The following is a 15,510-nucleotide window of genomic DNA, read 5'->3' as shown; positions in this document are numbered from 1 at the left end:
CACTCACTCACTCAACCACTCACTCGCTCACTCATTAGAGGCTCCTTGTCCAGCCTGTGCTTTAATGCGTTCAATCAGTCTGCCCGCTTGATGTTGGGTGAGACGGAAGGCTTTCATGAGTTTCCGCTCACTGTTGTAACCGCTGTTCCACAAGGCAATCGCTGCTGCGAGATCGATGTCTTCAGCGCGTGGCCCCTTCTCAGGCAACACTGGGGTTGGTAGCGGCGTCACGTTCTGCGGAGGGGAAACCGGTTCTTCCTGCTCACGTTCTTGCTCGTCATCACCCCCATAGCGGGCGTCCGTTGGGTCCACTTCTGGCAAGCGATTGATCAGCGCCATGAGTTGCTCAAGCGTCAGATCGCTCACTTTTACCGCCTGCTGCTCATTGCCTGCGTGCGGCAGGTCATCCACCTGTTGTGACACAGGGGCGACAAACGTAGAGGGTCCAAGCAGGTGATAGAGGCTCTCGTTGTCCACATAGGGCACGTGTGCCTGCACTGGATGCTTGGTTACTGCACACCGCAGCATGATCGTCCCCTTGCCGAGATCGTTTTCCGGCAGTTTGCCCCCGGCGTCTCCCAGCAGGACGCCCGCTGTGGTGGGATCGCCACCTACATACATGGCGGTACGGAAGCACTTACGCACGCCTCCTCCGTCCATGCCGGTCGTCTTGACCAGAAAGTCTTGTGAGGCGACGATCAGAAACAGGCCGTACTTGCGCCCCTCGCGTAAGAGTTTGGCGATGTAGCCGGGAGCCTCTTTGACCTCGGCGACGATGGCGGGCAGTTCGTCGATCACGACAAAAAACGGTTTGCCAATCGGTTGTCCATCACGCGCACGGGCAATGCGACGTGGGAGCAGCATCTCAACCATCCACTGTAAGGACTGCTTGATCGCTGGATAGTTCGCGCACTCCAGCGGCGGCTTGTTGAGGCAAGGATCAAAGGGCGTCCAGTCCTCTCCTGCGTCCCGGTCGTAGCGCATGTAGTGGGGATTGAGCAGCAGCACCCGCACCCCGACATGACACAGTTGCGCCATGAGCAGGCGCATGAGCGAGGATTTCCCGCCGCCTGTATTGCCTGCCAGCGCCACATGGCAGAGGTCTTTGGCGGCAACGTACACCGGACTGCCATCAGTGAGCCGTCCCAGGTACAGTTTGTGCAGGGACGGGGTAAAACCAGAGGAAAGCACCTGGGAGAAGGTGAAGCGGGTGCCGGACTGCTGGGGCAGCGTGACTTCATCCTCCTCGTCAAGGGGGTCTCGGTCGTACCAGTCTTCCTCCCATGTCTCTGACTGCTGATGGGTTGCTGGTGCCTCTGGTTCGGGTGTTGCTGGTAGCTCTTGCGCTTCCCCCTCTTTGGGCTGTGCCTCGGCTTCAGGGAAGTGTCCAAAGGCACGCTCTAGCCAACTGCGTCCGGGTTGCTCTGCTGGTGGCTCAGAGGGGGCAGGAGAGGGAAGCATCCCCCTCACCTGCCCGGCGATCTGTTCGTAGACTTCCGGTCCATGTCGCCATGCCACATAGGAGGCTAGCCCCCCAACGAGCAAGCCCGTTGGCCCGAAATGGCCGAAGATGTCAAAGGGCAAGCTTGCCAGAAACGTCCCCCCCGCCCAGGCAGCAGACTGCTGGAGCGGATACGTTTTCTTGTCTTCTGTGTGCTGTTGGTCCTGTGGTTCTTCTTCGCGCATTGTGGCCTCCTTTCTAGCGGCCCCATTCTGTGATAGCAGTCCAGAGCAGATTGATCCCAATCAGGCCAAAGAAAGCGACGATAAAGGAAGTGATAGCGGCAAAGCCGAGTTGTCCGCCCATGCCGCTGGGGAGATTGCCATAGTTGAAGTCGGTCCAGAAGTTAAAGGCAACCAGGATGAAGGCTCCAGTTTTAAACCAGCCGCCGAGCCGTCCCTGCACAGCAACCTCGCCAATCACACAGACCAGGTAGACCAGTTCAACTCCCCAGCCCCACATGACCGCCTTTGCCATATTCATGGACAGTTCGCCGTGTAGCAACTGCACCGGTTGCAGCAGGATACCCCAATCAGGAGCAAAGGAGATCACCGCACTCTTCAAGATGAAGGCTTCACTGGTCTGGATTTGCAGCATGAGCGCCAGCAACCAGAAACCAATGAGCACCACACCTAAGAGTCCCTTAAGGATGGGGACGTTGCCCCGATTGTGTGCCAGATAGGTGGCGGCGTGACCGACCGTGCCACGTACATTGTGTCCTGCCATGGTCTTACTCCTCCATTGTACGGCCATAGACCGTATAATCGCCGACCGTCTCTTCATCACGCAAGATGGCGAGAAAGAGCGGGTCGATCTCACATTCGATCCATTCCATCAGCAGAAAACCGAAGCCTTGCTTGTCCGAAGTGCCATGATCGACGATCATCACGTCGTCGCGTCCCTCAAACCAGCGAGCAATTTTCGCGGTAATTTCCTCAGTGACTTCAGGGTGTAGCGTGATGTAGATGCCCTGTGCCTGACCGGGCAGGATCAGCCCGCTGGTTGCTGGCAGCAGGTCACGCTCAAAGCCATACGGAACTAACGCTTCCATCGTTTTCTCGTCCTTTCTGTGTGCCTCATGCACACGGTTCAAACACACGACAGGTGATGCCATGTGCACAGGCAGCACGACGTAGCTTGCTCATAGCAGAATGGAATAACTGATAGACACGTGAGCGGCACATCCCAAGCTCTTCACTGGCAGCGAGGGCTTCACGCTCCCCTTTGCCATCTAGCCCAAACAAACAGGTGATGACCTCCTGTTCGCGTTGCGTGAGAACGGCAAGCAGGATCGTCACGGCACCCTGCATGTCCTGCACTCGTTCTTGCTCACAGAGCGCTTCCGCTGGATCGGGTGATTGCTCGCTGGCAAGGGTTTCATGCAGCACAGCATCATCACTTGTTGATGAAAGAGGAGCGTCCAGAGACAGGGGCGGTTGGTCAACGGCCTGGATCAGGGTAAGGGATCGCTCGGACTGTCCCGTGTGGAGTGCAAGATCACTGAGGGTGGGCACACGTCCGAGCTTGTGGGTCAGATCATCGGTGAGGGTGTCCAGGTGTCGATATTGTTCGATCTGGTAGCTAGAGCGACGGATCAGGCGTCCGTGTTCGTCTAGTGCCCGCCAGATCGCTGCTTTAATGTGATAGGTGGCATAGGTGCCGAAACGCACGTCAAAGGTCGGATTATATTTGTCTACGGCACGTATGAGACCCGTGTTGCCATATTGGATCAGGTCGAGCAACGAGAAATGTTGCTGGTTTTGAGCGTGTCCCTGGTAGCGTTTGGCTATGCTCACCACCAGACGCAGGTTCGCCTCGATGAGACGGGTCCGGGCTGTTCCATCGCCTTGTGCGAGACGTGCAATGAGGGATCGTTCCTGCTGCTCAGAGAGGAGCGGGTAGCAGTCGATCTCGCGCAAGTAGCACCCAAGCAGGTTCATCGTCGCCTCGTCCTCTTGCTGGAACGAGGGCTGTGTGTCGAGGGAGAGACCGGTCAATTGACCGATCTCGTTGGTAGAAACAACATCGTACGAGAGAGGCAGTGCAATCATCATGTATTCCTCCTCATCTATGCGGTATGAAGGACTTCAGAGCCAAATGGGTACAAAAACGCGTCGTCATCAGGAAATGAAAAGGTAGAGTAGCCAGTGACATCGGGATCAGCGTAGACCTGGGCCAAAAACTCCTCGTCAAACTGTTCTCGCGCCATCAGCACGACAAAGCCAACAGGTTGCTTTTCGACAAAGCCGACATCCACAACCCCGAAGGCATCCTGATCCATGAACTGATCTTTGAAGGACTGTTCCAGAGAAAAGGTCTGTTTGCGCGGGCACAACAGGTGAAGCAGTTGCATCAGGCACCTCCTATCTTGCGATGAGCCGCACGGTAGTGCTGTTCGTCGGTGACGGCCTTGTGGTATTGCTGTTCCATGTACTGCTCTCTTGCGGGATCGTAGCCGGGATAGGGAAAGGTGAGGGCGTTCCATTGCTGCGTCCCCCACAGCAGCGAGGAGGAAGCTATGTCTTGCTGCTGGTGGGTTGGTGAAGGAGAGGCGACTTGCTTCCAGGTGCCAGCGACGAGACGCTGAGCGGCGCGACAGCCGGAACGCTTACAGGTGCGATAGGTGTGGCTCACGGTCTCTTGCCAGTCGTGGCTGCCAGTGGCCTTGCACAAGGGATTGATCTGTTGAGGCATGAATAGGTTGCTCCTTGTGAGGCAAGCGGGAGCGGGAAGGCTCCCATCTGCCAGTGCGTGTTCGTACGACACTACTCGTCTTCTTGCTCGTCATCGTCGAGGATGGCGTGGGCTTCCGCTTCAGGAAGGAGCGGGATCACCAGTTCGTCGTCCTCCTCGCCACCTTCAGGAACCGTGAACACAAAGTACTCTTCCTCATCGTCAAAGGCGTTGCCAGTGGTGGTCAGGTCTGCCATGTGGTATGGTTCCTTTCTGTCTTAGCGAGAAGACATGTCGTCGTCAGGTCGAGCGTCAATATCAAGTGCATCACAAAACAGGACAAAATCGGCAGCTTGCTGTTCGACATACGAGGGGACATCGTCCAGGGCTTGCGTTTCAAGGGTCTCGTCGTCAGGGTCCATGTGTAATCCTTTCTCGCTCCAGCATTGGCGAACACATATCAAGGCTTGCTCGCCACAAGAGCAAATGGTACACTGACAGGGCCACTCGTCATGGACTCTGTGGCAGGGGTGCGAATGTGTTCAGTCCGCCAAGATCGTCCACATTCGCACTACACCGAAAATGCGCTACAAGTTTCTCCTCACGTATCCTTCAACACCATCCATGAAACATTCCAAAGTCGTCAACGTAGAGCCTTCTTTGGTCTGGTTGACAACTTCTCTATAATGAAGGATACAATATGTCCAGTCAAATTGTCAAGTCAAAAATGAGCAAAATTTAAGCCTTGTCAAAAAGACGCTAGAATTTAATTACTTATTGATCCTTCTCTACCTTGACTGGAACACTCTTTCGATATTACATTTCATCGCGAGTAATGATATAATTTAGACTGGTCTTATTTGACCAGACATAAGGAAGGAGAAGTCATCCATGCCAAAGCAACAAACTACCGTCACAGAGGTCGCAGAAGCCCTACGAGAACGTATTGTCGCAGGAGATTTTGGACAATATGGTCGTCTTCCCCCCGCTATCGATTTAGCAAATCAGTTTCATGTGTCACGAGATACCATCAATAGAGCGCTGAAACTCCTTCAAGCCGAGGGATACCTTGAGTCCAGAGGAGAGAGTAAGAGAGGAGTGGTCATTAGTCGATCACGGGTGCGTATTCAAGGCATTACGGCCCGATTTGACCTAGAACTTCAGAAATTAGGACTTGTGTCTACTGAATCGAATATAGATGAACCTGCTCTTGTTCCTGCTCCTTCTCACATTGCTAGAGCATTAGGCGTTACGGAGGGAACACCTGTCGTGAGACGTTTTCGGAAGCAGGGAGCGGAACAAGGAGATACAATTATTCCCTACCGACTGGCAGAGAATTTCTATCCTACTGCACTGGTTGATGAAGCGATCTTAGATCAAATAAGGAAAGATGAACGTTTTGACGTGCTTTTAGCCATTAGAGAGAAACATAGGAAAGCGCCTGTACGTGTCCACGAAGATGTGATTGGAAGACTTCCCACAAGCCAAGAACGGCAACTTCTCAACATTACCCCTCAGACTCCTGTGCTAGAAGTAAGTAGGGTCAATTATGCAGAAGACGACACAGTAATTATGGTAAATAAAATCATCTTTGTCGCGAACCTCTTCGTCCTTAGCTATGACTATCCCACAGGGCATTGGAAAAATTGATCTTTTGCAAAACATGTCAAGTCATAAAGGCTTGACAAAAAGCCTGCCCATACAGTACACTACTAGTGATAGTTAAAATCGAAAGAGGTAATGAGTGTTAGGAGCAACGTCATGCAGTTGACAGAACGCCACGTCATTGATCGCACCGATCCGCGCTTTGCGGTCATTGATGAGGCGGCTTTCAAGTCGAAAAATCTGTATAACGCTGCTCTGTACCTCATCCGACAAACCTACATTTTCGAGGGGAAATACCCCAACTACAATGAAGTACAACGACGCATAAAGGCACATGAAGCCTATAAAGCGTTGCCGTCCAAAGTCAGTCAACAAGTCTTGATGCTGCTTGACAAGAATTGGAAAGCGTTCTTTGAGGCGCTCAAAGCTTACCATGAAGACCCCTCGAAGTTTCTAAGCCGTCCCAAACTGCCTAAGTACAAGCACAAGACGGATGGTCGTAACATCCTTATCTACACCATTCAGGCACTCAGTGGAGGCCGGGGAAAGGGAGCGTTACAGCAAGGGCTTATCAAACCATCAGGATTGGCAATCACGGTCAAGACTCAACAAACGCACGTCGATCAAGTACGGATTGTTCCTCGCAACGGGTTTTATGTGGTAGAAATTGGTGCGCCGCGTCACGCGGATAAAGATCGCCCTCGCAGAGGGCAACAACTAGGGAAACGTTGTTGGCTTCCGCATCTAACGTCAGAGGGAAACCAATGGCGGAAAGCAGCATGATGTGAAAGCGGATAAGATACAAAGGCATTGCGTATCGAAGGGCCGCAAAAGCCGTTGTCTAAGGTTAAAGCTAAACTGCTTAAAGTCTAGTCCTGTCCATACGCAGAACGACGTTGCTGGAAAAATGCCTGAAACCAGTTTCACCGTTTACCATCGGGTTGACGACTTGCCGGGGTAATCCCTAACGGTGATGGAGCTACCAACGGGGTACTTGAAGGACAAACGGACGACCTACGGACGACTCGAAACGTCTTTATCCAACGGAACGCGGGATGGCCTAAAGGGGGCGACCCCCAAGGTCACGGAAACCCCATAGTAATCGCGGAAGTCACGCTCCGCCACGGACATCGGGAAAACCGATGACAGGGTGAAGGGGGTTAGGTAGTTCAGATTGAAAGGAAAGAGGAAACGCGAGATGCGTACTGCCGAAACGATCCTAACAATCATCCAAGAACGCGGAAAACAAGGGTTGCCACTGGAACGAGTATATAGACTCTTGTACAACAAGGATCTCTACCTGCGTGCCTATGCACGCCTTTACGCCAATAATGGCGCAATGACCAAAGGAAGCACCGATGAAACTGTGGATGAGATGTCACAGAAGAAAATCGAACAACTCATCGTCTCACTCCAGGCGAAAACCTTTCGATGGACTCCTGTACGCCGGGTACAAATACCCAAAAAGAATGGGAAAATGCGCCCGCTCGGCATTCCATCCTGGTCGGATAAACTCTTACAGGAGGTCATACGCAGCATTCTCGAAGCGTATTACGATGTACAGTTTTCCGACTGTTCCCACGGCTTTCGGCCCGAACGAGGATGTCATAGCGCACTCCAAACGATACAACATCAATGGACGGGAACACGGTGGTTCATCGAAGGGGATATCGCACAGTATTTCGACACCATAGATCATGGTATTCTAATCGACATACTAGGCAAAACCATCAAAGATGAGCGGTTCTTGTGGCTGATCCAGGGGCTTCTACAGGCAGGATATTTAGAAGAATGGACGTACCATCCTACATTGAGCGGTTCACCACAAGGAGGGGTGGTCAGCCCGCTCTTATCGAATATCTACCTGAACGAACTGGACCAATATATTGTCCAAACACTCATTCCGGCATGCACACGGGGGAAAACCCGCAAGGAACACCTCCAATGGAAAAAGCTGACCAAGCAAATCGGGCGTATGAAAAAGGAAGAGAACCGAGAGGAAGTGAAGCGGCTCAAGCAGCAACGAAACCAAATCCCGGCGAAAGATCCGAATGATCCAAATTACAGACGACTCCGATATGTGAGGTACGCAGATGACTTCTTACTAGGATTTGCAGGTACAAAAGCCGAAGCAGAACAAATCAAGCAAGCCATCGGAGCATGGTTACATGAACACCTCAAACTAACCCTCTCCGAAGAAAAGACGCTCATCACGCATGCGGTAAGCGGGACTGCGCGATTTCTCGGCTACGACATCGTAAACCAACAAGAAAACAACCAGCATACCGCTGGACGCCGCCGAATTAACGGACGCATTGGTTTACGAGTACCAACAGACGTTCTCAAGAAGAAGATCGCCCGATACATGCGCAAAGGAAAAATCGTAGACCGCCGAGAACATCTCGTTCAAAGTGATTACACGATTGTAGCCCTTTACCAAGCGGAATATCGGGGCATCGTGCAATATTATCAACTGGCATACAATGTCTCGACCTTGTATCGGCTCCAGTGGGTGATGTGGGGATCGTTGCTGAGAACGCTTGCGAACAAGCACAAAATCAGCAGCAAGAAAATCCACCAGCGATATGTTACCAAAACAACCACACCAGAGGGGAAAACTCTCAGATGTTTGGAAGTCAAGGTCGCCCGCAATGGAAAACCTCCACTTATTGCGCGCTTTGGGGGTCTGTCACTGATACGAAAACCCCTGGCAATTCTTAATGACCAGCCGCCTAAAACCTGGAACCAGAGGACCGAACTACTCGAACGGCTACTAGCAGACACCTGTGAACTTTGCGGGAGCCGGGAGAAGGTTGAAGTCCACCATGTCCACAAACTAGCAGATCTGAACCAGAGAGGGCGAAAAACAATGGAGAACTGGAAACGCTACATGATAGCACGCCGGAGAAAAACCATTGTGGCCTGCCGGACCTGTCATCTCGCGATCCATCAGGGAACAATCGATCAACGACTGACGGAACGAGGCACATCTTGGAAAGAACTACTGGAGAGCCGTGTACAGTGAAAATTGTCAGCACGGTTCGGAGGGGGGCACACGGAAAAGGGCTGATACAGTACCTCGCCGGGGTGCCTACCCTACTCTACACCAAAGAGACGACACCCGCCTCCGTGAACCCTGCTTACTATGCTGGCATAGACATTGGCATGAATAATCTGGTGGCGCTAACTTCAAACCAACCCGGCTTTGTTCCGGTTCTGGTTAACGGGCGTCCAATGAAAAGCATCAACCAATATTACAACAAGAAAAAAGCAGAACTACAGAGCAAGCTTGGGCATACTGGCACAACCAAGCGGATGGAGCGTCTGACCAATACACGCAATCGTCGCATTGACCACTATATGCACACAACATCCAGATGGATTGTCGATGATCTGGTGGCGCATGGAATAGGAACGCTGGTGATTGGCAAAAATGACGGGTGGAAGCAAGAGGCCAATATGGGCAAGCGTACCAACCAGAACTTTGTGCCTATCCCTCATGCTCGGTTCATCCAGATGTTGACCTACAAAGCGGAACTAGCAGGTATCACCGTCATCATCACCGAAGAGTCCTATACCAGCCGTGCCAGTTTCCTTGACAGGGATGAGATGCCGGTTTATGATCCCACTCGGAAAGAGAAGCCGAAGTTTAGTGGCAAGCGCATTGAGCGTGGACTCTACCGTGCAGCGGATGGGACACTGATCAATGCCGATTGCAACGGGTCGTATAATATTACACGAAAAGTAGCCCCTAATGCCTTCGGGTTGGAGGGGGTAGAGGATGGGAAAAGGGCTGTCCCCCTGGTAGTCCATCCAGTGAGGTTGTCGTTCCCCTCACGAAACCAGAAGACAAGCGGAAAGCAGCGGAAGCAAGCGATCAAGAGAACGCAAGAAAACGCTCTATTTCGCTAGACTTTTTGGAACTATAGTACGACTCCGAAACAGGCACGACAGGAAATCAGAATAAAGCACATGCATAATAGAGAGGCGGCAAAGGGGCCGCAGATCCCGGCAAGGATGCATCTCATGACCGAGCAATGGCCGGGAACCTCGGAGCAGACGTGGCAGGAGTGACAGTTCGCTCCCGCTTTCACTCAGACCGATACTAGCCAACAATGCATAAAAATAGACAAGGAAGAGATGCTTAGCATGGCCTCACAGGGAACCAAATCTAAGACGAACGCTCGTACAGCACCCACTTTTAGCGCTAATCCGCAGCAAGCTGCCGCGATTGCTCATAAAGATGGTCCAGCCGCCTTCATTGCTGCCGCAGGAACCGGCAAAACCTCCATCCTCGTGCAACGCCTGGTACGCCTGATTGCCGACGAGGGGATCGCGCCGGAATCTATTCTTTGTGTTACCTTCACGCGCGCCGCCGCCGATGAAATGGAAAAACGTGCATTAAAGGCTCTCAAAGGGCGCGGATTCGCGGCTAAAGAGATGAAAGCGTTGCGCGTCGTGACCTTTCACGGCCTGGGACACCAGATATTGCGCGAAAAGCTGCAATGGAAGCCACAAGAGCTTAATCAGCGCTTGTTGAGCGGCGATCCCCGTCAATGGCTGGCAGAAGATATCATCCGGCCCTGGCGCAGCAATCGCTCGCGTGGTATGAACTGGGATGTCGAAATTGCCGGTGTTCTGGCGGCGGTGGATCGTGCCAAAGAGAGCCTGATACGCCCCGAAGCATCGCTGGCCTTCTTCCGTTCCCATCTTGGCGTCGAAACAGATCTGGCTGAACGCTACCAGGAATTTTTCACCCACTACGAACAGACCAAACAAAAAGAGAAGCAATACGATCTTTCAGATCTGATCTACGTACCGCTGCTGCTATTGGAGAACAGCCCCAAATTTCGCAAAACGTGGCAAAACCGCTATCAATATTTACAGATCGACGAAACCCAGGATACCAATCCTTCTCAGTACCAACTCATCCAATATCTGGCCGCGCCGAAACATAACGTCGTTGTGGTTGGCGACCCGGACCAGGCTATTTATCAATTTCGCGGTGCCAGCCCGGAAGCCTCGATTCTCTCGTTTCGCACGATGTATCCTAAAGGCAAGATATACCGCATCGAACACAATTACCGCTCAACGCCGCAGATTCTAGAGGCTGCCAACCGCCTGATCAGCCACAACGATACGACGCCTGGCTTTGAAAAGGTGCTACGAGCCACACACCCGGACGGTGCCCCGATCCATGTAACTGCCTACGAAGATCAGGAAAGCGAAGCTGACGGCATTGCCAACCGCATCGAACAGCTTGTGCGTGCCTGGCGTGAGCATTCCGAAGATCTCTCCTACCGCGATATCTTTGTCCTTTCACGCACCAACCATCATCTCGCATCGCTCGAAATAGCAATGGCGCGTCACCGCATCCCATACCGGGCAGCAGGCGGCTCCTCGTTCTTCAAGCGCAAAACGACGCGCGACATGCTGGCCTATCTCGCCCTGATCGATGGCGTTCATGTGCATCGGGAATATCTTGATGCGCGCAACGGCCCGCAGCCGCTCAAATGGGATGATGTCTTCACACCGGTCCATTGTGGCGAGCAAAACGCCGCCTTTCGCGCGGTGGCAAACATCCCCTCACGCGACTATTTCGCCCGCACAGGTAAGACATCGCATCGCTTTACGCCCTCATTTTTCGGCTCGCTAAGCTCGTTTGCGGGAGGACGCCCCCTGTTGCAGTTCTGTGAAGAAAACGCCTATACCATCGCCGCCGAACACCAACTGGGCGTCAAGGACTGCGTCGCATTGATCAAACAGGTCTGGTCGCGCTGTCGCAATAACCCGGCGGAGGCCATCAAGCTGATCCGCGAGTTGGCCTATGATACGCATCTGCGCCACTACGACAGCAAACACCAGGAAGGCGAGGACAGCGAAACGCCAACTCACCACGAAGATGTCAAGCTGGAAGGACGCTACGACGAACTGGAAGAGTTGACCGAGATTGCCCAGCGCCACCAAACAATTCGCCATTTCCTCCGTGCAATGGCTCGCTTGAAAGAGCAGGCAGAAGATACCAGCAAAAATAAGCGCGATTGCGTCAGTTTGATGACAGTTCACAAATCCAAAGGACTTGAATCGCCGGTCGTTTTCGTCATGGGATTGACGGAAGGCGTCTTTCCCCATCGCCGCTCGTTTACGATGGCTGAAGATGGTCCCATCGTCACATCAGGCATTGCCGAAGAGCGCCGTCTGGCCTATGTCGCGTTCACACGTGCGCAAAAGCTGCTCTTCCTCTCTTCCATCCTGCGCTATCGTGGGAGCGACGCACTCGCCTCGCGCTTCATTCAGGAGGCCGAATTAAAGCCAACAGATGAGGATGGCATTTTGAATCCTTATCTCTTCCGACGCGATGGCTCGCCGCGTAAACCTGATCCAATGGTAACAACACCTACACTCTTTGATTGAGAGGGAAACAGAGGGACATGCCATGTGACGCTTTCTCGAAAAGTGGTACGTGTCATAGAGTATATGCAGCAAAGCCAAAATAGAGACGAGGAATAATACGCATGCCCTGGAAGGATGCATCTCTTCTAGCCGGCCAGCTCAGCCGGAAAGAATGGTTGATGTTTCTTGGCTCGCTTGCTATTAGCCTGCTGGCCTGCTTTCTAACAATATTTCAAGCCAATGCCGTTGTAATCTTTATTATCAGCGGGATTGCGCTGGCTTTTCTCGCCGCCCTCGTCGGCCAGGCAACCGATCAACTCGGCTCATATTTGGGCTCAGGGGCAACTGGAGTACTACAATCCGCGCTTGGCAACCTGCCAGAACTCTTTGTGGGCATTTTCGCCTTACGCGCCGGGCTGATCAATGTCGTGCAATCAGCCATCGTCGGCTCCATCCTAGGCAACAGCCTGCTTGTGCTTGGCATCGCGTTTTTTGTTGGCGGCATCCGTCACGGCACCCAGCGCTTTGCGTCAGGTGCTCCCCGCAATATCGCCATGCTAACCATGCTTGCGGTAGCGGCTCTGGCAGTACCAACATTGGTGCAGAGGCTACATACTCCAGCAGCGGGACATGAAGAGGGTTTGAGCATCGCCTGCTCGCTAATATTGCTAGTTATCTTCATCGCCAGCGTCCCGGTCTCGCTCAAAGATGGTCCCACCAGTCTGCCAACCAAACCACCCACTGGTGCGCTCGTAGAACCAGCTCCCTGGCCGCTCTGGTTAACGCTCGTGGTGCTGATAGGCGCAGGTGTTGGCTCGGCATTTGTCTCCGATTGGTTTGTTGCCGCGCTCACTCCTGCAATAGAATTTCTGCATATCTCCCCTACTTTTACGGGACTGGTCATTGTGGCCCTGGCTGGTAATGCGGTAGAAAACGTTGTTGGCGTTCAATTTGCTGCTCGCAACCAGTCCGATTATGCCATCAGCGTGATCCTGAATAGCTCGCTGCAAGTGGCGCTTGGACTTACTCCAATCCTGGTTCTGCTCAGCTTTGTGATCGGCAATACTCCGATGACGTTAGTATTAGCTCCCTTACTAGTCGCCGTGTTAGGAATAGCATCGCTCTTGAGTACAGTTATCATTTATGATGGACAATCAACATGGCTGGAAGGATTAACACTGATTGGACTTTATGGCATTGTCGCCGTTTCGTTCTGGTGGGGCTAAACCGAATATATACTACATACTAGCCAGAACGTAGAGCCGCGAGTGGCGCGACGGAGCATCCCACTCTCTCTAGTGAACATGGATTACCGGAGGTAGTAATTGGATTATCGTATCTCACTTGTGGGACTCCTGATCGGTGTGCTGGTCGGTCTAACAGGAATGGGCGGGGGATCACTGCTGGCCCCGATCATGATTCTTTTCTTTCGTGTTCCGCCCGTCTGGGCCATCGGAACCGATATCGCCTATTCAACCGTCACCAAAGCCGTTGGCTCGCTCGTACATATTCGCCAGAAGACGGTGAATTTTCAAATCGCGCTCTGGCTGGCCTGTGGCAGCGTTCCCTCAACATTATTGAGTATCGGCCTCGTGCAATATCTCCGCACTAACTATCACAATCTCATCGATGGATTTATATTGCGCACTCTGGGCATCACATTGATGATAGTAGCGGCTCTGCTGCTGCTCAAGCCATTTATTATGAAAGGGGTCGAACAGAGAAACCTGGAGAGGCATAAACCGGCAGCACTGCAAGGAGAACCTGAAGAAAAGAGCGTCAATCGCTGGGAGCAGCGCTATCGTCCACTCCTGACAATCGTTATGGGGGCAGTAGTGGGATTTCTGGTTGGCCTTACCTCTGTAGGCAGTGGAACACTGATTATTGTCTCGCTGGCTTTTATGTTTCCCAGATTGGGGCCGCGAGAACTGGTCGGCACCGATATTTTCCAGGCCTTCATGCTGCTGGCATCAGGTGTAATTGGCTACCTGCTCTCAGGAACCATCAACTGGGCGATGGTCCTTTTGTTGCTAGCAGGTTCTCTCCCCGGCGTATTTCTAGGGAGTAGGCTCAGTAAATATATTCCCGACAATATTTTGCGCCCACTGCTGGCATCGGTCCTGGCCCTCTCCGGCTGGAAATTACTTTAATGATGAAATTTCTCCGCCAGGATCGGAATCTCTCTGGTTGTAGTCAAGCGATTGATCGCGGAAGGCTGGGCCTGTTGTGTGATCCCCCCGCGATCAATCGCTTGACTACAACCAGAGGGTTCACCATGTTTAGTACAAAAACTTATCAGCATCACAAACGGCGCTTATTCCGCGTTCACATGGTTTTGCACAGAAAGGCGGTGAAAGGCGCTTTCTTTCTCAAGTGCTGGGCGCAAAAACGAGCAGAAGGCCTGAGCTGCGCGTGAGAGTTGTTTATCAGCCCGCTGTACCAGGCTAAGCTGGGGACGCAGTTCCAGACCTTCAATTGGCACCTGCACCAGATCGCCGTTCGCCAGTTCGCGCTGGACAGACAGAGAGGAGACAATGGCCGCACCCACATCGCTCAACACCATCTGCTTGACGGCCTCGTTGTCGGTAAGCGTAAATAAGGGGCGAATATGGACGCCATGTTGCAAAAATCCATGCTCGATCACTTCGCGAATCCCGCTCCCCTCTTCGCGCAAGATCAGCCCTTGCTTGCTCAGTGCAGAAGGGGGCAGCGAAGCCAGGCTGCTCCAGGGATGATTACGAGCCACTACCAGGATCAGCTCATCGTACGCAAATACTTCCACTTTCAAGCCCGACGGCAAAGACGACGCATCACCTTCCACCAACCCAAAATCCAGCGTCCAGTTTAATATCTCCTGTACAATCTCAGAAGAGTTCATAATCGAAATACGCAAAGCAACCTGGGGATAGCTTGTGCGGAAACGAGCAACCAGTGAAGGCAAAAGATAGACCCCTGCCGTTCTATTTGCCGCCAGGGTCACTTCACCGCCTTCTACGTCGCGCAATGCTGACAAAGCCTCATCCATCTCGCGTTCGAGGGCAAATATTTGACGAGCATAGCTTTGCAACACGCGGCCAGCATGTGTCAGAGCGATACGGCGGCCCTGCCGCTCAACAAGCTCCAGGCCCGCCTCGTGTTCAAGGCTCTGAATCGTTTTTGTGACGGCAGGCTGGCTCAAATTCAATTCTTCAGATGCGCGTGTAATATGCTCAAGCTCGGCGACCTTTAGAAACACACGTAAGTTCTGCAAATTCATATGTTTTCTTTGTTCTCCAAACCCTGGGGTCCATATCAGTGCTTGCTGCTGGGGCCAGAACCAGATGGTTCACGCCACATAA

The 15,510-nt window shown here is 52.7% G+C and carries 14 protein-coding genes and 2 pseudogenes; 7 read left to right on the top strand and 9 right to left on the bottom strand.

Annotation, left to right across the window (positions count from 1 at the left end; genetic code table 11):
• Nucleotides 1-27: 27 nt before the first annotated feature.
• From K3T83_RS30720 to K3T83_RS30685, 8 genes are all read right to left on the bottom strand, one after another.
• The gene (locus K3T83_RS30720) at nt 28-1,686 is read right to left on the bottom strand and encodes a helicase HerA domain-containing protein (RefSeq protein ID WP_220206730.1); all 1,659 of its coding nucleotides are present in this window, start codon (nt 1,684-1,686) and stop codon (nt 28-30) included.
• A 13-nt stretch (nt 1,687-1,699) separates the two neighbouring features.
• Nucleotides 1,700-2,227, bottom strand: a complete 528-nt coding sequence (locus K3T83_RS30715) for a hypothetical protein (RefSeq protein WP_220206729.1) — start codon at nt 2,225-2,227, stop codon at nt 1,700-1,702.
• A 4-nt stretch (nt 2,228-2,231) separates the two neighbouring features.
• Nucleotides 2,232-2,552, bottom strand: coding sequence for a hypothetical protein (locus K3T83_RS30710; RefSeq protein WP_220206728.1), 321 nt, complete (start codon nt 2,550-2,552; stop codon nt 2,232-2,234).
• 25 nt (nt 2,553-2,577) lie between these two features.
• A complete protein-coding gene (locus K3T83_RS30705) occupies nt 2,578-3,555 on the bottom strand; it encodes a sigma-70 family RNA polymerase sigma factor (RefSeq protein ID WP_220206727.1) in 978 nt (325 codons plus the stop codon).
• Nucleotides 3,556-3,569: 14 nt separating this feature from the next.
• Nucleotides 3,570-3,854 (bottom strand): hypothetical protein, encoded by a 285-nt coding sequence (locus K3T83_RS30700; protein ID WP_220206726.1) that lies wholly within the window; start codon nt 3,852-3,854, stop codon nt 3,570-3,572.
• Nucleotides 3,854-4,195 carry a hypothetical protein gene (locus tag K3T83_RS30695; protein WP_220206725.1) on the bottom strand — a complete coding sequence of 114 codons (342 nt, stop codon included), beginning with the start codon at nt 4,193-4,195 and terminating at the stop codon, nt 3,854-3,856. The genes K3T83_RS30700 and K3T83_RS30695 overlap by 1 nt, the downstream gene beginning before the upstream one ends.
• 71 nt (nt 4,196-4,266) lie before the next feature.
• Complete coding sequence (locus K3T83_RS30690; protein WP_220206724.1) at nt 4,267-4,431, bottom strand: hypothetical protein; 165 nt, start codon at nt 4,429-4,431, stop codon at nt 4,267-4,269.
• Between the two features lie 21 nt (nt 4,432-4,452).
• A complete protein-coding gene (locus K3T83_RS30685; protein WP_220206723.1) occupies nt 4,453-4,596 on the bottom strand; it encodes a hypothetical protein in 144 nt (47 codons plus the stop codon).
• A gap of 469 nt (nt 4,597-5,065) precedes the next feature.
• On the opposite strand from K3T83_RS30685, the gene K3T83_RS30680 reads away from it, so the two are divergent.
• The 7 genes and pseudogenes from K3T83_RS30680 (at nt 5,066) to K3T83_RS30650 (ending at nt 14,322) form a co-directional block, all read left to right on the top strand.
• Nucleotides 5,066-5,824, top strand: coding sequence for a GntR family transcriptional regulator (locus K3T83_RS30680; RefSeq protein WP_220206722.1), 759 nt, complete (start codon nt 5,066-5,068; stop codon nt 5,822-5,824).
• Nucleotides 5,825-5,935: 111 nt separating this feature from the next.
• Nucleotides 5,936-6,448 (top strand): annotated as a pseudogene (locus tag K3T83_RS30675) (nuclease/transposase family protein); the annotation flags it as partial.
• A gap of 529 nt (nt 6,449-6,977) precedes the next feature.
• A complete protein-coding gene (locus tag K3T83_RS30670; protein ID WP_220203951.1) occupies nt 6,978-8,804 on the top strand; it encodes a reverse transcriptase domain-containing protein in 1,827 nt (608 codons plus the stop codon).
• Between the two features lie 86 nt (nt 8,805-8,890).
• Nucleotides 8,891-9,691: pseudogene (locus tag K3T83_RS30665) on the top strand (RNA-guided endonuclease InsQ/TnpB family protein); the annotation flags it as partial.
• 237 nt (nt 9,692-9,928) lie between these two features.
• Nucleotides 9,929-12,193, top strand: a complete 2,265-nt coding sequence (locus K3T83_RS30660) for an ATP-dependent helicase (protein ID WP_220206719.1) — start codon at nt 9,929-9,931, stop codon at nt 12,191-12,193.
• 101 nt (nt 12,194-12,294) lie between these two features.
• Nucleotides 12,295-13,398 (top strand): calcium/proton exchanger, encoded by a 1,104-nt coding sequence (cax, locus tag K3T83_RS30655; protein ID WP_220206718.1) that lies wholly within the window; start codon nt 12,295-12,297, stop codon nt 13,396-13,398.
• 99 nt (nt 13,399-13,497) lie between these two features.
• Nucleotides 13,498-14,322 carry a sulfite exporter TauE/SafE family protein gene (locus K3T83_RS30650; protein ID WP_220206717.1) on the top strand — a complete coding sequence of 275 codons (825 nt, stop codon included), beginning with the start codon at nt 13,498-13,500 and terminating at the stop codon, nt 14,320-14,322.
• Nucleotides 14,323-14,486: 164 nt separating this feature from the next.
• Here K3T83_RS30650 and K3T83_RS30645 read toward each other — a convergent pair whose 3' ends face one another.
• Nucleotides 14,487-15,428 carry a LysR family transcriptional regulator gene (locus tag K3T83_RS30645; RefSeq protein ID WP_220206716.1) on the bottom strand — a complete coding sequence of 314 codons (942 nt, stop codon included), beginning with the start codon at nt 15,426-15,428 and terminating at the stop codon, nt 14,487-14,489.
• Between the last annotated feature and the right edge of the window lie 82 nt (nt 15,429-15,510).

It is taken from the genome of Reticulibacter mediterranei (assembly GCF_016587455.1).
This window is presented reverse-complemented; position numbering and strand designations above follow the sequence as displayed.

Bases quoted from the DNA above. Each gene is read 5' to 3' on its own strand.
- K3T83_RS30720 (WP_220206730.1), bottom strand. From the start codon at position 1,686: ATGCGCGAAGAAGAACCACAGGACCAACAGCACACAGAAGACAAGAAA.
- K3T83_RS30715 (WP_220206729.1), bottom strand. From the start codon at position 2,227: ATGGCAGGACACAATGTACGTGGCACGGTCGGTCACGCCGCCACCTAT.
- K3T83_RS30710 (WP_220206728.1), bottom strand. From the start codon at position 2,552: ATGGAAGCGTTAGTTCCGTATGGCTTTGAGCGTGACCTGCTGCCAGCA.
- K3T83_RS30705 (WP_220206727.1), bottom strand. From the start codon at position 3,555: ATGATGATTGCACTGCCTCTCTCGTACGATGTTGTTTCTACCAACGAG.
- K3T83_RS30700 (WP_220206726.1), bottom strand. From the start codon at position 3,854: ATGCAACTGCTTCACCTGTTGTGCCCGCGCAAACAGACCTTTTCTCTG.
- K3T83_RS30695 (WP_220206725.1), bottom strand. From the start codon at position 4,195: ATGCCTCAACAGATCAATCCCTTGTGCAAGGCCACTGGCAGCCACGAC.
- K3T83_RS30690 (WP_220206724.1), bottom strand. From the start codon at position 4,431: ATGGCAGACCTGACCACCACTGGCAACGCCTTTGACGATGAGGAAGAG.
- K3T83_RS30685 (WP_220206723.1), bottom strand. From the start codon at position 4,596: ATGGACCCTGACGACGAGACCCTTGAAACGCAAGCCCTGGACGATGTC.
- K3T83_RS30680 (WP_220206722.1), top strand. From the start codon at position 5,066: ATGCCAAAGCAACAAACTACCGTCACAGAGGTCGCAGAAGCCCTACGA.
- K3T83_RS30670 (WP_220203951.1), top strand. From the start codon at position 6,978: ATGCGTACTGCCGAAACGATCCTAACAATCATCCAAGAACGCGGAAAA.
- K3T83_RS30660 (WP_220206719.1), top strand. From the start codon at position 9,929: ATGGCCTCACAGGGAACCAAATCTAAGACGAACGCTCGTACAGCACCC.
- cax (WP_220206718.1), top strand. From the start codon at position 12,295: ATGCCCTGGAAGGATGCATCTCTTCTAGCCGGCCAGCTCAGCCGGAAA.
- K3T83_RS30645 (WP_220206716.1), bottom strand. From the start codon at position 15,428: ATGAATTTGCAGAACTTACGTGTGTTTCTAAAGGTCGCCGAGCTTGAG.